Annotated in this window: 11 protein-coding genes and 2 tRNA genes; 3 read left to right on the top strand and 10 right to left on the bottom strand. The window is 59.1% G+C overall.

All coding sequences use genetic code 11. The features are described 5' to 3' along the window. Positions 1–106: 106 nt before the first annotated feature. Positions 107–2413 carry a YgiQ family radical SAM protein gene (locus DBP26_RS21005; RefSeq protein ID WP_108239445.1) on the bottom strand — a complete coding sequence of 769 codons (2307 nt, stop codon included), beginning with the start codon at positions 2411–2413 and terminating at the stop codon, positions 107–109. Between the two features lie 214 nt (positions 2414–2627). Between DBP26_RS21005 and DBP26_RS21000 the strand changes: the two genes are divergently transcribed. After that, positions 2628–5576: an RHS repeat-associated core domain-containing protein gene (locus tag DBP26_RS21000; RefSeq protein ID WP_108239444.1), complete on the top strand. Its 2949-nt coding sequence runs from the start codon at positions 2628–2630 to the stop codon at positions 5574–5576. 34 nt (positions 5577–5610) lie between these two features. Here DBP26_RS21000 and dnaB read toward each other — a convergent pair whose 3' ends face one another. From dnaB to rnr, 7 genes are all read right to left on the bottom strand, one after another. Next, complete coding sequence (gene dnaB, locus DBP26_RS20995; protein WP_108239443.1) at positions 5611–7008, bottom strand: replicative DNA helicase; 1398 nt, start codon at positions 7006–7008, stop codon at positions 5611–5613. A gap of 161 nt (positions 7009–7169) precedes the next feature. After that, complete coding sequence (gene rplI / locus DBP26_RS20990; protein WP_108239442.1) at positions 7170–7616, bottom strand: 50S ribosomal protein L9; 447 nt, start codon at positions 7614–7616, stop codon at positions 7170–7172. Between the two features lie 20 nt (positions 7617–7636). After that, positions 7637–8533: a hypothetical protein gene (locus DBP26_RS20985; protein WP_108239441.1), complete on the bottom strand. Its 897-nt coding sequence runs from the start codon at positions 8531–8533 to the stop codon at positions 7637–7639. Between the two features lie 41 nt (positions 8534–8574). Further along, complete coding sequence (gene rpsR / locus DBP26_RS20980) at positions 8575–8805, bottom strand: 30S ribosomal protein S18 (protein WP_037015707.1); 231 nt, start codon at positions 8803–8805, stop codon at positions 8575–8577. 28 nt (positions 8806–8833) lie between these two features. Next, positions 8834–9256: a 30S ribosomal protein S6 gene (gene rpsF, locus DBP26_RS20975; protein WP_108239440.1), complete on the bottom strand. Its 423-nt coding sequence runs from the start codon at positions 9254–9256 to the stop codon at positions 8834–8836. Positions 9257–9504: 248 nt separating this feature from the next. After that, complete coding sequence (gene rlmB, locus DBP26_RS20970) at positions 9505–10266, bottom strand: 23S rRNA (guanosine(2251)-2'-O)-methyltransferase RlmB (protein WP_108239439.1); 762 nt, start codon at positions 10264–10266, stop codon at positions 9505–9507. Then, a complete protein-coding gene (rnr, locus tag DBP26_RS20965) occupies positions 10263–12872 on the bottom strand; it encodes a ribonuclease R (RefSeq protein WP_108239438.1) in 2610 nt (869 codons plus the stop codon). The genes rlmB and rnr overlap by 4 nt, the downstream gene beginning before the upstream one ends. Positions 12873–13088: 216 nt before the next feature. Here rnr and DBP26_RS20960 point away from each other — a divergent pair. Together DBP26_RS20960 and DBP26_RS20955 are read left to right on the top strand one after the other, a co-directional pair. Beyond that, positions 13089–13175: transfer RNA gene (locus DBP26_RS20960), tRNA-Leu, on the top strand. 252 nt (positions 13176–13427) lie between these two features. Continuing rightward, positions 13428–13514 (top strand) — tRNA-Leu (locus DBP26_RS20955). 121 nt (positions 13515–13635) lie between these two features. On the opposite strand, the gene DBP26_RS20950 is transcribed toward DBP26_RS20955, so the two are convergent. Both DBP26_RS20950 and DBP26_RS20945 read right to left on the bottom strand, forming a co-directional pair. Continuing rightward, positions 13636–15570, bottom strand: coding sequence for a methyl-accepting chemotaxis protein (locus DBP26_RS20950; protein WP_108239437.1), 1935 nt, complete (start codon positions 15568–15570; stop codon positions 13636–13638). 151 nt (positions 15571–15721) lie between these two features. Continuing rightward, positions 15722–17014 (bottom strand): adenylosuccinate synthase, encoded by a 1293-nt coding sequence (locus DBP26_RS20945; RefSeq protein ID WP_108239436.1) that lies wholly within the window; start codon positions 17012–17014, stop codon positions 15722–15724. Positions 17015–17030 lie beyond the last annotated feature (16 nt).

Raw genomic sequence — 17030 nt, 5'->3', positions numbered from 1 at the left:
GTGTGGGAATGGTCCTAATGTACGCCCTAAACTTTCGTTGATTGGAAAGCGAAGGAATAAGAAAACGCCAGCTCAAAAGCTGGCGTTTTCTTCACATCGATTTCGATCAGCGCGGAAACACTGGCTGACGTGAGGGCTTTTTCTTGCCGCCCTTTCCGCCTTTGGCCGCTTCGGTTCGATCCTTCGCGGCCTGCTTGTTTCGCGCAGCGGCAGCCGCCTTCGCTTCTTCACGCTTGTCCCACGGCTTGCTGCCGTCACTGCCCCGTTGCGGCAGGCCGGTGTGCTGGGTGAGGAGTTTGGTGGTTTTCGCGACCTTGTGGCTGCCAGCAGGCGTCGAGTTCTTGCGACGGGCGCTCTGGTAGCTGTCGGTTTCCGGCTGATGCAGCGGAATCAACTGATGCTTGCCCGGGCCGATCAGGTCGGCCCGGCCCATGCGCTCGAGCGCTTCACGCAGCATCGGCCAACCTTTCGGATCGTGGTAGCGCAAGAACGCCTTGTGCAGACGGCGTTGTTCTTCACTCTTAACGATGGTCACCGGATCGCTCTTGTACGTCACCTTGCGCAGCGGGTTCTTGCCAGAATGGTACATCGCGGTGGCGCTGGCCATCGGCGACGGGTAGAACGCCTGCACCTGATCCGCGCGGAAGCCATTGGCCTTGAGCCACAGCGCCAGGTTCATCATGTCTTCGTCGGTGGTGCCGGGATGGGCAGCGATGAAGTAAGGGATCAGGTATTGCTCCTTGCCCGCCTCTTTCGAGAACTTCTCGAACATGCGCTTGAAGCGGTCATACGTGCCGATGCCCGGCTTCATCATCTGGTTGAGCGGACCTTGCTCGGTGTGTTCCGGGGCGATCTTCAGGTAACCGCCGACGTGATGGGTCACCAACTCCTTCACGTATTCCGGCGATTCCACAGCCAGGTCATACCGCAGACCCGAAGCGATCAGAATCTTCTTCACGCCCGGCAACTCCCGCGCGCTGCGGTAAAGCTGGATGAGCGAGGAGTGATCGGTGTTGAGGTTCGGGCAGATGCCGGGGAACACGCAGGACGGCTTGCGGCACGCGGATTCGATTTCCGGGCTCTTGCAGGCGATGCGGTACATGTTCGCGGTCGGGCCGCCGAGGTCGGAAATGACGCCGGTGAAACCTGGCACCTTGTCGCGAATCTCCTCGATCTCGCGAATAATCGAATCGTGCGAGCGGTTCTGGATGATGCGACCTTCGTGCTCGGTGATCGAGCAGAAGGTGCACCCACCGAAGCAGCCCCGCATGATGTTCACCGAGAAGCGGATCATGTCGTAGGCCGGGATTTTTTCCTCGCCGTACGCGGGGTGAGGAATACGTGCGTAGGGCATGCCAAACACGTAGTCCATTTCTTCGGTGGTCATCGGAATGGGCGGCGGATTGAACCAGACGTCAACATCACCATGCTTCTGCACCAATGCACGGGCGTTACCGGGGTTGGTTTCCAGGTGAAGCACGCGATTCGCGTGGGCGTAAAGTACGGCGTCGTTGCGCACCTTTTCCATCGACGGCAGGCGGATGACCGTCTTGTCACGGGTCATGCGCGGGCTGGCGAGGATCTGCACCACCTTGGCTTCGTTCGGGTCTTCAACGTCACCCTTCTCCTGCTCGATGGCACAGGCCGCGGTGTCTTGAGTATTGACGTACGGGTTGATGATCTTGTCGATCTTGCCCGGCCGGTCGATACGCGTGGAGTCGACTTCGTACCAGCCTTCAGGCGTGTCGCGGCGAATGAATGCAGTGCCGCGTACGTCAGTGATGTTTTCGATCTTTTCGCCACAGGACAGGCGGTTGGCGACCTCGACGATCGCCCGTTCGGCGTTGCCGTACAACAGGATGTCGGCGCAGGCGTCGATCAGGATCGAGTTGCGAACCTTGTCTTGCCAGTAGTCGTAATGCGCAATGCGACGCAGCGAAGCCTCGATGCCACCGAGGATGATTGGCACGTTTTTGTAAGCTTCCTTGCATCGCTGGCTGTACACCAGGCTCGCACGATCAGGGCGCTTACCCGCCAGGCCGCCTGGGGTATAAGCGTCATCGGAGCGGATTTTCTTGTCGGCGGTGTAGCGGTTGATCATCGAGTCCATGTTGCCGGCCGCAACGCCGAAAAACAGGTTCGGCTCGCCCAGCTTCATGAAGTCGTCTTTGGACTTCCAGTTCGGCTGGGCAATGATTCCCACGCGAAAGCCTTGCGATTCCAGCAATCGGCCAATGATCGCCATGCCGAACGAGGGGTGATCGACGTACGCATCACCGGTGACGATGATGATGTCGCAGGAATCCCAGCCGAGCTGATCCATCTCTTCCCGGCTCATCGGCAGGAAAGGCGCTGGTCCGAAACATTCGGCCCAGTACTTCGGATAGTCAAATAACGGCTTGGCTGCTTGCATGTCGATGACCAGGGTTCGTAATCAGGAGAGGCGATTCTTCTACGGGAATTCGCGGGCGCGGAGAATAGCACAAATTTTGATCAAATCCGACTGGAACAGTCAGTCTTGCGAGCGGTATTTTGAAGGGCGCACTGTCATTTCTGACAGTATCCCGCCGCCTGGCATCGCGGCTAGATTACCGGCACAGCCCTGATAACTGCAGGATGCAGGCATCATGACCGACTCCATGCATCGCCACACACCTTCGCTCACGGTTTTCGACAGCCGGGGCCTGACGGTGCGGCAGACGGCCTACTATCGCGCGCAGATCGACCTGGACGCTCAGGCCTGCGTCAACGCTCAGGTGTATGACAATCAAGGGCGGGTTATAGAGGTGTGGGATCCGCGCCTATTCGAGTTGCGCTCGATCCGACCTGATGTGCAACCCAATCTCGCCATGGTGTACAGCCTGTCGGGGGCCACGCTGTCCAGCCAAAGCGTGGATGCAGGTGCCGCCCTCTCCCTTTCTGCAGAATCTGGCGTTGTGCTTGAACAGTGGGACGCGCGGGCGACGCACTGGCAGACGGAATATGACGATTACCCAAGGCCGATTGCGATCCATGAGCAGATGGCGGGGCAACCGAGCCGGACCTGCGAGCGGTTTACCTATGCAGGCAGCGGTAGTGAATCGGCTTTGCGTAATCAGTGCGGGCAACTCATCCGTGTCGACGATAGTGCGGGCACGCTGGCGATCACCGAGTACGGGCTGCTGGGCGGGACACTCCTAGAGGAGCGTCGCCTGCTCACGATGATCGAGCCGCCTGACTGGCCGCCGTCAGCGGAGGAGCGTGACGCGCTGCTGGAGCCCGGTCAAGGCGCCGTTACCCGCAGGCAGTTCGACGCCACAGGCACCGCCATCAGCGCCACAGACGCACGCGGCCACCTGCAAAGCATGGGGTTGAACATCGCAGGTCATCTGGCACAAGTGACGCTCACGCTAAAGAACAGCCCTTCTCAGTTACTGTTGCGTGACGTGCAGTACAACGCCAACGAGCAGATCACATCGCAAACCGCAGGCAACGGAGTGATCAGCCAATACCTCTACAACGATAGAGACGCACGCCTGGCCACGCTGAAAACCACCCGCGCAGCCAACGACCCGCTGCAACTGCTGACCTACGGCTATGACCCGGTTGGCAACGTCACCAGCATCACCGACGATGCTCAGGCCGTGCGGCACTTTGCCAACCAGCGCATCGAGCCGATCAACCGCTACACCTATGACAGCTTCTATCAGTTGGTCGAAGCCCAGGGGCGGGAGACGGCCAAGGTCTCCAGCGGCCCGCAGTTGCCAGACATGCAGCCCCTACCCATCGACAGCAGCCAGTGGCTCAACTTCACAGAGCGCTACCGTTACGATTCGGCTGGCAACCTGACGCAGTTGCGTCATGAGGGTAGCCAGCCCTACACCCGCGACTTTGAGGTTGATGGGACCAGTAACCGTGCGCTGGTGAAGTTTGAGGGCAGCGCACCGCCGGACTTTGCCAGCGGTTTCGATGCTAGCGGCAATCTGCAACGCCTGTCTCCCGGCCAGACGATGTCGTGGGACGCGCGCAATCGCCTGTTGAAGGTCACCCCCGTCAGCCGCAAGGACGCAGATGACGACGCAGAACACTACGTGTACGACAGCAGCGGACAGCGGGTTCGCAAGATCGGCACATCGGCAGCCCGAGCCGCCTCCCACACACGGGAAGTCCGCTACCTCCCTGGGCTGGAACTGCGCAGCGACAGCGCCAACGACGAACAGCTGGAAGTCATCGTGATCCAGGCCGGCCGATGCACGGTGCGCTGTCTGCATTGGTCGAGCGGACGTCCTGCCGGCATCGAAAACGATCAATTGCGGTATTCGGTGGACGACCACCTGGGCTCCAGCGTGCTGGAATTGGACGCCCACGCACACCTTATTAGCTACGAGGGCTACTACCCTTTCGGCGGAACGGCTTGGTGGGCGGCGCGCTCGGCGGTCGAAGCGAAGTACAAAGTGGCGCGGTATTCGGGGAAAGAGCGGGATGCCAGCGGCTTGTATTACTACGGACTGAGGTACTACGCGCCATGGTTGATGCGCTGGGTGAGTTCGGATCCGGAAGGATTTGTGGATGGGCTTAATCTGTATTGCATGGTCAGGAATAACCCGATTAATCGGGTGGACGTGCAGGGAGGTCAGAGTTCAGATTTAGATGACGTGCCCGAAGAAGTGCAGCTTGCGATTTTTGTACTTGTGACACTGGCATCCGCAGGGCTTATTTTCTGGCAATTGCGAGACTTTTACGTGAGCGCCGCCACCGCTTACCAAGCTGAAACTAAGGCCAATCTGGCAGCTCGCGCCCAAAGAGATGAAGAACGGACTCAAAATATCAACCGGGCGGTGAAGGGGGCCACCTCCAACTACTCACTTACTTCTGGTGAAGCTGATTTGCTTAATGGACGCTACTTGAGGACGCAAAATCCGGTGAGTTGGCTGCATATTGCACAGGACAGTAAGGGCGCCATCAACCTGTACCAAGCGATTAGTGCTGACCAGCACAATGAGCTGGCTAAAGCGAGGCATATACCGTCGAAAGCCCAGAAGCTGGGAATAAACCCCTATCAGTTAAGAACGGCCCGTGAACCGAGGCCACCGCTCACTCTCAGCAACGACTCCTCTGCCAGCGCTAGTGCCAATTCGACGCCGCGCACGTCAATTGACGCCGCGGTGCCGGGTACGAGTGCAGAGCTCAGAGCTGTTCAAGAGGGACTCCCGCAAAAACGAGGCTCTACCGTATCGAACGCAAGCCTTGGTTCAGACAACGAAATCACCGCTCCAGCGCCTGCCAGCCGCGTAGCCGGACAAATTTTCACCATGGACCCCAGCGGCTTTTTCGAGGATGCAGATATTGTCGCCTGGCTTCGCGGCCGTCCTGGTATGAAAGACAATCTGAGAGCGGCATTAGATAGGTTCAACCCTAATCGCAAAGGACATACCGGATTACTCCGGATGAAAACGACGGATATCCCCAGTGGCACCGCGGGCGGCAGGGGAGATTTGCGTCTGGGCTTTACCGTCCGGGGTAACGTTTTTTACCCGCAAGCCATCCTGTCACATAAAGGCAAGAAGGGTACGATCCTCGCGCAGCGCCGGGCATAGTCGAACAATCCACACAGGCTCTGCGCAGGGCTCACTACTCATCATCATCAAAGTTGTAACTACCCGGCGCCAGGTTCTCGAAGCGCGTGTACTTACCGATAAACGCCAGACGCACGAAACCAATCGGGCCGTTCCGCTGTTTACCGATGATGATTTCAGCGATGCCTTTGTGCTCGGTTTCCGGGTGGTACACCTCGTCCCGGTACACGAACATGATGACGTCGGCGTCCTGCTCGATCGCTCCGGATTCCCGCAAGTCGGAGTTCACCGGCCGCTTGTTCGGCCGCTGCTCCAGCGAGCGGTTGAGCTGGGACAAGGCGACCACTGGGCAGTTGAATTCCTTGGCCAGCGCCTTCAAGGAGCGAGAGATTTCAGAAATCTCGTTGGTCCGATTGTCGCCACTGGAGCCTGGGATCTGCATCAACTGCAAGTAGTCGATCATGATCAAACCGATGTCGCCGTGCTCGCGAACCAGGCGGCGGGTGCGCGCACGCATCTCCGACGGGCTGATACCGGCGGTATCGTCGATGAACAGCTTGCGATCGTTGAGCAGGTTGACCGCCGACGTCAGGCGAGGCCAGTCATCGTCATCCAGTTGGCCCGAACGCACCTTGGTCTGGTCGATGCGACCGAGCGAGGACAACATACGCATCATCAGCGATTCGCCAGGCATCTCGAGCGAGTACACCAAGACCGCCTTGTCGCTGCGCAGCACGGCGTTTTCCACCAGGTTCATGGCGAAGGTGGTCTTGCCCATCGAGGGGCGACCCGCGACGATGATCAGGTCCGCAGGCTGCAAACCACTGGTCTTCTCGTCCAGGTCGGTGTACCCGGTCGACAGGCCGGTAATGCCTTCGCCCATGTTGAACAACGTGTCGATCCGATCGATGGCTTTGGTCAACAGGTCGTTGACCCCCACCGGGCCACCGGTTTTGGGCCGGGCTTCGGCGATCTGAAAGATCTGCCGCTCAGCCTCATCGAGAATCTCTTCGGCAGTGCGCCCTTCTGGGTTGAAGGCACTGTCGGCGATTTCGTTGCTGATACCGATCAACTGGCGCAACGTGGCACGTTGGCGGACGATTTGCGCGTACGCCTTGATGTTTGCGACCGACGGGATATTTTTCGCCAATTCGGACAGGTAGCCGAGCCCGCCCACTTGAGAAGTCTGCCCCTCCTTGTCCAGTTGCTCGGCAAGGGTCACGACGTCAATGGGCAGGTTCTGATCGGCCAGTTTCGCAATGGCCCTAAAGATCAGGCGGTGGTCATGACGATAGAAATCGCCGTCCGACACCTGATCAAGTACCCGCTCCCACGCGTTGTTGTCCAGCATCAAACCACCGAGCACGGCCTGTTCGGCCTCGATGGAATGCGGCGGTACCTTCAGCGCAGCGGTTTGCAGGTCGTATTGCTCGGGAGCGGAAATATCGTTCATGGCCACACGGTGTCTGGGGTTTGAATCAAAAGTTGATCAACAATACCTAGAAAAGACAAAGGGCACGACCTGTATAACAGGAGCGCACCCTTTGCTGACCGGCTGACGCACAGGTCGTCAGCCAATCGGATCTCGGCACCGAAGCGCCAAAATCGAACAGCTTACGCAGCCACCACGACAACGCGGACGGTCGCTTCAACGTCGCTGTGCAGGTGCACGGCAACGTCGTACTCGCCAACGTTACGGATGGTGCCGTTCGGCAGACGAACTTCGGACTTGGCCACTTCAACGCCAGAGGCGGTCAGTGCGTCAGCGATGTCGTGAGTACCGATCGAACCAAACAGCTTGCCTTCGTCACCGGCGGTGGCAGTGATGGTCACTTCCAGTTCGCCCAGTTGAGCGGCGCGAGCTTCAGCCGAAGCTTTCTTCTCGGCAGCTGCTTTTTCCAGCTCGGCACGACGCTCTTCGAATGCAGCCAGGTTGGCAGCGGTCGCAGCGGTGGCTTTGCCGAAAGGCAGCAGGTAGTTACGGCCGTAACCAGCCTTAACGTTTACTTTGTCGCCCAGGTTGCCCAGGTTGGCGATTTTTTCCAGCAGGATCAGTTCCATTTGGTAATAACCTCTTAACTTTAACCTTCACCGTTCGCAGCGCCGTCATCAGGGCCTTTCGGCACCAGGCGGCTGCGAAAATCAATCAGGCTGTCGACAATGGCAAACACCACCAGCAACGGATAAATCAACTGCATGAACAACACCAGCGTGACGTACAACCCCACCAGCCAGAACCGTGTCAGGTGCTTTGCAGCCACCATACCGTGAACCAGTGCCAGGCCCGCGAACGCCAATGGGACGCTGCACAGCGGCGTAAGCATTGCCAGTTGCGGCCCGAAATTCGGCGCCACCAACATGCACACCAGCAGCACCAGCATCGGTGCCCGCGGGAGCCTCAAGCTGCGAAACTCGCGACCGAAGCCTCCCGGGTTGTACAACAGCGCCTGCCAGTACCGCCCAAGAATCAGGCAGACCACGCTGACGATCTGCAACACCGCCGCTATCAGGCCGTTGAGGACCGGAGTAATCAGTGCGCCCAGACGCGCTCGCTCTTCTACCGACATTTGCTGGTAGACCTCACCGAAAACATGGGGCAAAAGCTTCTGCAGCTCTGCGGCCATGGCCTCGATGGGCTCGCGAAACACGGCGCCCAGGATCACGCCATACAACAATCCAAGCCCCACGCTGACCAGCAGCACGCGAACCCAGGACTCGCTGGCGCGCAACAGCGCCGCCAACCCCCACGAACCCACCAGCACCATCAAGGTGCGAGGGTCCCCGAAGTACCACCAGGCAACCGCCGGCAGCAACCCCCAGGCGAGGACGCTCGTCGCATCACCCAACCCGCGTCGCAGGAGCACCAGGCACCCTGCGGCAGCACTCAACCAGAACAGCAGCGGCAATGCCGCACACCCGACCACTACCAGAGTGGCCTGCACGCGACCGCGCATGATGAAGTCAGCCATGGCGCGCATGCGATTTATCCCTTACTGCGTTTTGTCGACTGAACCTGGTCTCAGCGGCCGTGGCTGTCGGTGTAGGCCAGCAGGGCCAGGAAGCGGGCGCGCTTGATAGCGGTAGCCAGCTGACGCTGATAACGAGCTTTGGTACCGGTAATGCGGCTAGGAACGATCTTGCCGGTTTCGGATACGTAGGCTTTCAGGGTGTTGAGATCTTTGTAGTCGATCTCTTTAACGTTTTCTGCGGTGAAACGGCAGAACTTACGACGACGGAAGAAACGTGCCATGTGATTGGCTCCTCAAAAGGTCCGTGGATTACTCGTCAGCGTTATCGCTGTTGTCGCTGTCATCACTGTCAACGCCTTCAGCGTCGGAGTGCTCAGGACGGTCGCGACGCTCACGGCGCTCACTGCGGTTCTCTTCAGCCTTGAGCATCTCGGACTGGCCAGTGATGGCTTCGTCGCGACGGATGACCAGGTTACGGATCACGGCATCGTTGTAACGGAAGTTGTCTTCCAGCTCGGCCAGTGCCTTGCCGGTGCACTCAACGTTCAGCATCACGTAGTGAGCCTTGTGAACATTGTTGATTGCGTAGGCCAGTTGACGACGGCCCCAGTCTTCCAGGCGGTGGATCTTGCCGCCGTCTTCTTCGATCAGCTTGGTGTAACGCTCAACCATGCCGCCGACTTGTTCGCTCTGGTCCGGGTGAACCAGAAAGATGATTTCGTAATGACGCATGAATGCTCCTTACGGGTTGTAGCCTGCCGCCAGAGCGGTCAGACAAGGAGTGAAAAACACGGGTTTGGCTTGCACAGGAACAGGCACATCAGTGCCTGCCATGACAGCAAGGGGCGCAATTGTAGAGAAGGGCCCGAAACGGCGCAAGGTAATTGGCGATTATTTGAACAAACGCGGATTCAACGGTATTGAGCCACAAGCCACAAGCTGATCACGGACGGCTTCAGCTTGTTGCTTGCAGTTGAAGCTCACGACGACCGAGCGGCGGCCTTGGCGGCGCGCTGGCGCATGGCTTCGAACAGGCAAACGCCCGTGGCTACCGAAACGTTGAGGCTGCTGACGCTACCGGCCATCGGCAAGCGAACGAGGTAGTCACAATGCTCGCGAGTCAGGCGACGCATGCCTTTGCCTTCGGCACCCATGATCATGATCAGCGGCCCCGTCAGATCCTGCTGATACAGCTCCTGCTCCGCCTCGCCTGCCGTGCCGACGATCCACAACCCACGCTGCTGAAGTTTTTCCAGTGTGCGCGCCAGGTTGGTGACGGCCACGAGAGGAATGACTTCCGCCGCACCGCAGGCAACTTTTCGCACTGTCGGCGTCAACGTCGCTGACTTGTCCTTGGGCACGATCACCGCCAACGCACCTGCAGCATCAGCCGTGCGCAGACAGGCGCCGAGGTTGTGCGGGTCCGTCACACCGTCGAGCACCAGAATCAATGGCGCCCCCTCTGTGCGGTCCAGCAGCTCGTCGAGCATCGCTTCGCCCCAGACCTGGCTGGGGCTCACCTCAGCGACAACGCCCTGGTGCACGCCTTCGACCCACGCATCCATTTCTCGCCGCTCGGCCTGGCCGACTTGCACTCGATTTTGCGCAGCCAGATCGACCAGCACCTGAACGCGCGGATCGCTACGCCCCTCGGCCAGCCAGATTTGCTTGACTCGCTTGGGGTGATGACGAAGCAATGCCTCCACGGCATGCACACCGTAGATTTTTTCCAACTGACTCATGATTTGGCCTTAGGTTTACGTGCGCCACCGCTTTTGGAAGCCGTGGACGAGCCCGATCCGCCCTTGCGATGCTTGGTTGGCTTCGAGCTTTTGCCCGAACCACTGTCGTCACCCTTGGCAGACTTGCCGCCGCTCTTGGCTTCGGCCAGCAAGGCCTTTTTCATCTCGCGACTCTTGCGGACTTCAGCATTTTTGGCTGCAGCATCGCTGGCGCGGTAGGCTTCGACAGGCTCCTTGGCAGGACGACGACTCGGCTTGGAGAGCGTCACCGTTTCCTTTGCCTTCTCGGCTTTCTGCACCGGTGCAGGCTTCGCTTCGGCAGCCTTGCGCTTGCGACCTGTGGGTGCCATGGCAGGCTTGTCCGACATTTCGAAGTCGATTTTCCGCTCATCGAGATCGACGCGCATGACTCGCACTTCGACCGAATCCCCCAGTCGGAAGCTTCGACCTGTGCGCTCGCCCGCCAGGCGGTGATGAACCGGGTCGAAATGGTAGTAGTCACCTGGCAGTGCGGTGACGTGCACCAAGCCCTCGACGTAGATGTCGGTCAGCTCGACAAACAGACCAAAGCCGGTGACTGCGGTGATCACACCGGGGAACGACTCGCCCACGCGATCCTTCATGAATTCGCACTTGAGCCAGTTCACAACGTCGCGGGTAGCCTCGTCAGCGCGGCGTTCGCTCATCGAGCACTGCTCGCCCAGTTGCTCCAGCGCCGCTTCGTCGTACGGATAGATCCGCGCCTTCGGAATGGTGGGAGCCCCGGCGCGTCGCACGTGGGGCGTATCCTGCTTGGAGCGAATGACACTGCGAATGGCGCGGTGGGTCAGCAGATCCGGGTAACGGCGGATAGGCGACGTAAAGTGGGTATACGCTTCGTAATTGAGACCGAAATGCCCGTTGTTGTCGGAGGTGTACACCGCCTGGCTCAACGACCGCAACATGACGGTCTGGATCAGGTGATAGTCCGGACGATCCTTGATCGACTCCAGCAGCGCCTGATAGTCCTTGGGCGACGGGCCGTCCTTGCCTTTGTGTAGCGACAGTCCCAGTTCACCCAGGAAAGCGCGCAGCTTTTCCAGACGCTCTGGCGGCGGACCATCGTGAACCCGATACAACGCAGGGATTTCATGCTTCTTGAGGAACTCCGCCGTGGCCACGTTGGCGGCCAGCATGCACTCCTCGATCAGTTTGTGAGCGTCGTTGCGCTGCGTCGGCCGAATTTCCGCAATCTTGCGCTCCGAGCCGAAGATGATGCGCGTTTCCTGGGTTTCGAAATCGATCGCACCCCGGGCATGACGCGCGCCCAGCAGAACTTTATACAGCGCATAAAGCTGCTTGAGGTGTGGCAGGACTTCGCCGTATTCACCCCGCAGCTTTTTCGCGTCGGCCGTTTTCGAGTGCTCCAGCAGGGTACTGACCTTGTTGTAGGTCAGCCGCGCGTGGGAGTGAATAACAGCTTCATAGAACACGTAATCGGTCATCTCGCCGGTCTTGGAGATGGTCATTTCGCAGACCATCGCCAGGCGATCGACCAACGGGTTCAGCGAGCACAACCCATTGGAGAGCTGCTCAGGCAACATCGGCACCACGCGCTCGGGGAAATACACCGAGTTGCCACGCACCTGCGCTTCGGCGTCCAGTGCGGAGCCGATCTTCACGTAGCTGGAAACGTCCGCGATCGCGACGTACAGCTTCCAGCCCCCGGAGAAAAGCCGCAGCTTGCCGGGTTTGGCTTCGCAATAAACAGCGTCGTCGAAATCACGCGCGTCTTCGCCGTCGATCGTGACAAACGGAAGATGGCGCAGATCGACACGATGCTCCTTGTCTCGCTCCAGCACTTCGGGCTTGAGCCGTCCGGCTTCCTTGAGCACGCCCTCGGGCCACACATGGGGAATGTCGTAAGTGCGCAACGCCACATCGATTTCCATGCCCGGCGCCATGTAGTTGCCGACCACTTCGATCACATCGCCCTGTGGCTGGAAGCGCGGGGTCGGCCAATGGGTGATTTTCACCTCGACGAACTGACCGACCTTGGCGTTGGCGTTCCGCCCTGGCGTCACCAGGACTTCTTGCTGAATCTTGGGGTTATCGGCAACGACGAAACCGATGCCCTGCTCTTCGAAATAGCGACCGACGATGGTTTCGTGCGCGCGGGAGACGACTTCCACGATCACACCTTCGCGGCGGCCGCGACGATCCAGACCCGACACACGCGCCAGGGCGCGATCGCCATCGAACACCAGACGCATCTGCGCTGGACTCATGAACAGATCGTCGGATCCATCGTCGGGCACCAGGAAACCGAAGCCGTCGCGATGCCCGCTGATACGACCCAGGATGAGGTCGAGCTTGTCTACGGGTGCGTAGGTGCCGCGCCGGGTATAAATCAGCTGAGCATCACGCTCCATTGCGCGCAGACGTCGGCGCAGGGCCTCGATCTGGTCTTCAGTCGTCAGGCCAAACTCGGCAACCAGTTCTTCGCGGGCAGCGGGCGAACCACGCTCGGAGAGGTGCTGCAGAATCAGCTCGCGGCTGGGGATGGGGTTTTCGTATTTTTCCGCTTCTCGAGCGGCCTCGGGATCGAGGGACTGCCAATCGGCCATTAGAATGAATTCACCTTATCTGTATGCAATTAGTTTGGCATATACCCGATTGAAACGCGAAGCCAGCGTTAATAGGGCAATTGCGCGCTTTCAAAAAAAATTTCACTGCGGGTCTTTACAGGCCCGAATCTCATCCGTAAGATGCGCCCCACAACGACGGCACTGCCCACGTTGTAGTTGAAATCAGACGAAATATTCGATTGAAATCAACGACTTGCCCAGATGGTGAAATTGGTAGACACGCCAGCTTCAGGTGCTGGTGACCTTACGGTCGTGGAAGTTCGAGTCTTCTTCTGGGCACCAATTCAACGAAACCGAGCCATGCGCTCGGTTTTGTGCTTTTCGGCATATGAAAAACCTCTCCGCACGAAACAGCCTCCAGCCTAGAACATTTTTATTGCCGCTACCCACTGGGGGCTATGGCGGTCCACGTTGTGCTCATTCCAAGAAAACGCGAAAGAAAAGCGCCTCTGCCGACGGCCTGAATGCCCCAGCGGTAAAAAATCTCAAATTTATGTTGCACTTGGACGAAATATCTAATTAAATCAGCGCCATGCCCAGGTGGTGAAATTGGTAGACACGCCAGCTTCAGGTGCTGGTGACCTTACGGTCGTGGAAGTTCGAGTCTTCTCCTGGGCACCATACAAAACGAAACCGAGCCAAGCGCTCGGTTTTGTGCTTTATGGGGTATGTAAAATCGCCTCGATCACCTGCAGCGATCACCAAGATGCTGCAGGCGCCCTTCCCCACGATCACTCACCCCTCAAGCGCGAAACTGGCCGAGACTGGCCTTGAGCTGCGCCGCCAGTTTGTCCAACGTCTTGCCACTGGCGGTGGTTTCGACGACGGCCTGCGCGGCTTTCTCCGCCTGAGCATGGATCACTTCGACGCGTCCCCTGACCGCTTGAGCGTCTTTGGCCTGATGCTCGGCGGCCCGTGTCGCCAGCCCGATTGCGGCATGAACCTGCTCGACAGAAGCCTGGACACTTTGCTGCAGACGCGCACTGTCTCGAAGCACTTCAAGCCCTTCCTTGGCTTGCCTTCCCGCCAGACCGATGGTGGCGACCGCCTCTTTTGCACCCGATTGCAGTTTGGTGATGTGCTCCTGGATGTCTCCCGTCGAACTCTGTGTCTTACTGGCCAAGGCGCGTACTTCATCGGCAACCACCGCAAACCCGCGACCGGTTTCACCCGCACGGGCTGCTTCGATCGCTGCGTTGAGCGCCAGCAAGTTGGTCTGCTCAGCGATGCCATGAATGACCTCCAGCACCACCTCAATCTGTTCGCTCTGCTTGGCAAGACGCTCGATCACCTGAGCCCCGGCATCGACCTGCCCGGCCAAGGCCTCGATGAGGCTGCCCACCTGATTCGAGGTTCGCGTGTTTTCATCGGTGGCCTGTCGAATATCCACAACCTGCTGCAAAGCCGCCTGCATCGCCTGACTCTCGGCCTGCGCCTCATCGGCCATCTGGGACAACGCCTGAAGACTGGCCGCGACCTCGTCACGCTGCAATTCAGCCGCTGCATCGGCGCCTGCGTTGCGTTTGCTCATCGCACCGATCTCGACACCCGTCTGCTGGGCAACATCCCCTGCCTCACGGACGATGGGCTGCAACTTGTCAACGAAGCGGTTGACGGCGGAAGCCATATCACCGATCTCATCATTGCTGTTGAGTTTGACGCGCTTGGTTAGGTCACCCTCCCCGGCCGCCAAGTCATCCAGCGCGCGGTTGAGCAGTTGCAGGCGCAACACGACACGACGCCCCAGGACTACCGCCAAGGCAAGAAGAACACCCAAGCCGACCAACGCCAGACCGACACCGATCCTCCAACGCAAGGTCGTCGCAGCATCCTGCACGGCGGCGCTGGTATTGGTCGCCATCGCATCAGCGGAGGACTGGGCAGTTTGCAGCCGTGCACGCAGGGCCGACGAACTCTCGGCAGCCGCTCCGCCCAGGCTGTCAGACACCAGTTGCTCGCCATTGGCGATCAGCGCAGCGAATCGCTTGTCCAGGGCAGCCAAGTCGGCCTCGACCGATGCAGTCGACACGCCCATGCGGACTTTGCCGATCTCAACCCCGTTCGGACTGATCGACGCTTCGACGTAATACACGGAAGGGTCTTTTTGAGCCGCATTCAGCACTTTATCCATCGCCCGCTCCCCTTCACCTTTAGCGAGCAGGTTCTTGATCGATTCGTTATCGCGATTCAAGTAACGAGTGAGGTGTTCACCCTGAGCATCGTCGTAAACCATGAACAGAACGTTGGGATTACGCTGTGCGCGTCGTGCGAATTCGGAAAGTGTTGGGGTGTCGTTGTCCCACATGGCCCGCGGCGCTACAGCCGCCAGAAGCTCGGCCATATCAGTGGCGGAGTCCTTCAGCGCTTTCTCCAGCGTTGCTCGAAGTTGTTTCTGCTCATCCTTCAGACGAGTCGAAAGCCCTGCGCTCAGGCGCTGCCGGGTATTCTGCGAGAGGCTGTCGAGGCTCGCGGTAACGTCGCGGCTCGCTTGCTCAAGTTCGCCCGACAAGTGTTGCGAATCTACACCCAGGCGCGCTGCCAGATCAGCTTCGAGCGCAGTGACGGTGCTCCGGGTAAGGGCGACAGCCACCAGCACTTGCACCAAAAGGGCAATGCCAAGAGCGATGAAAACGGGACGCAGCAAACGACTGCGCAGAAGCGATAGGACGGCTGACACTGGAGACTCCCCCGACAACGAACGCCATTAAAATGGTGGCATCTTGTTTGACGTTATCTACAGCAAGGGGCGTGCCGTTCTGATGATCAGGATCATAAACACATAAAAAAAGGGTCGCAGTTGCGACCCCTCTTTGCATTTCAACGACTTATCAGCCAAACGGGTGACGCAGGATGATGGTCTCGTTGCGATCCGGGCCCGTCGAAATAATGTCGATGGGCGCCCCAACCAGCGCTTCCAAGCGCTTGATGTAAGCGACAGCGTTGGCTGGCAATTCTTCCAGGGTCTTGGCCCCCAGGGTCGACTCCGACCAGCCGGGCATCTGCTCATACACGGGTTTGAGGCCCACGTAGCTGTCGGCATCGGTCGGTGCATCGATCACAGCGCCGTTTTCGTTTTCGTAGCCTACGCAGATGTTGATGGTTTCCAGTCCATCCAGGACGTCCAGCTTGGTCAGGCAGAGGCCCGAGATACTGTTCACGTCGATGGCGCGGCGCAGGATGACGGCATCGAACCATCCGCAACGACGGGCACGGCCGGTGGTAGCACCGAACTCGTGGCCACGCTTGGCCAGGAAGGCACCGACGTCGTCGAACAGTTCGGTCGGGAACGGACCGGAACCGACGCGAGTGGTGTACGCCTTGGTGATGCCCAGGATGTAGTCGATGAACATCGGGCCCACACCGGAACCAGTGGCGATACCACCAGCAGTGGTGTTGGAGCTGGTGACGTAGGGGTAGGTGCCGTGGTCGATGTCCAGCAGCGAACCTTGAGCGCCTTCAAACATGATGTCTTTGCCAGCGCGACGCATCTCGTGCAGCGCAGCAGTGACGTCCAGCATCATCGGCTTGAGCAGTTCGGCGTATTCCATGCACTCGTCGAGTGTTTTCTGAAAGTCGATCGCAGGCTCTTTGTAGTAATTGACCAGCACGAAGTTGTGGTAGTCCAGCAGCTCGCCCAGCTTGGCGGCGAAACGCTCGCGGTGGAACAGGTCACCGATGCGCAGGCCACGACGTGCAACCTTGTCTTCGTAGGCCGGGCCGATGCCACGACCGGTGGTGCCGATCTTGTGCTCGCCACGAGCCTTTTCACGGGCCTGATCGAGCGCAACGTGGTACGACAGGATCAGCGGGCAGGACGGGCTGATGCGCAGACGCTCGCGCACCGGAATGCCTTTCTCTTCCAGCTTGGTAATTTCACGCATGAGCGCATCAGGCGCTACGACCACACCGTTGCCGATCAGGCACTGCACGCCTTCGCGCAGTACACCGGACGGAATCAGGTGCAGAACGGTTTTCTCGCCATCGATCACCAGGGTGTGACCGGCGTTGTGGCCGCCTTGATAGCGAACTACCGCGGTAGCATGTTCGGTCAGCAGATCAACGATCTTGCCTTTGCCCTCATCACCCCACTGGGTGCCCAGGACTACGACATTCTTACCCATAACACTTGTCCTCATT

It is taken from the genome of Pseudomonas sp. RIT409 (assembly GCF_003052515.2).
Lineage (GTDB): Bacteria > Pseudomonadota > Gammaproteobacteria > Pseudomonadales > Pseudomonadaceae > Aquipseudomonas.
The sequence above is the reverse complement of the archived record's forward strand: the minus strand, read 5'-3'. Positions and strand labels throughout refer to the sequence as shown.

Coding starts and splice junctions, on each gene's coding strand:
- DBP26_RS21005 (WP_108239445.1), bottom strand. CDS start 2,413: ATGCAAGCAGCCAAGCCGTTATTTGACTATCCGAAGTACTGGGCCGAA.
- DBP26_RS20985 (WP_108239441.1), bottom strand. CDS start 8,533: ATGCGCGCCATGGCTGACTTCATCATGCGCGGTCGCGTGCAGGCCACT.
- rpsF (WP_108239440.1), bottom strand. CDS start 9,256: ATGCGTCATTACGAAATCATCTTTCTGGTTCACCCGGACCAGAGCGAA.
- rpsR (WP_037015707.1), bottom strand. CDS start 8,805: ATGGCACGTTTCTTCCGTCGTCGTAAGTTCTGCCGTTTCACCGCAGAA.
- dnaB (WP_108239443.1), bottom strand. CDS start 7,008: ATGAACGATATTTCCGCTCCCGAGCAATACGACCTGCAAACCGCTGCG.
- DBP26_RS20945 (WP_108239436.1), bottom strand. CDS start 17,014: ATGGGTAAGAATGTCGTAGTCCTGGGCACCCAGTGGGGTGATGAGGGC.
- rlmB (WP_108239439.1), bottom strand. CDS start 10,266: ATGAGTCAGTTGGAAAAAATCTACGGTGTGCATGCCGTGGAGGCATTG.
- rplI (WP_108239442.1), bottom strand. CDS start 7,616: ATGGAACTGATCCTGCTGGAAAAAATCGCCAACCTGGGCAACCTGGGC.
- DBP26_RS21000 (WP_108239444.1), top strand. CDS start 2,628: ATGACCGACTCCATGCATCGCCACACACCTTCGCTCACGGTTTTCGAC.
- rnr (WP_108239438.1), bottom strand. CDS start 12,872: ATGGCCGATTGGCAGTCCCTCGATCCCGAGGCCGCTCGAGAAGCGGAA.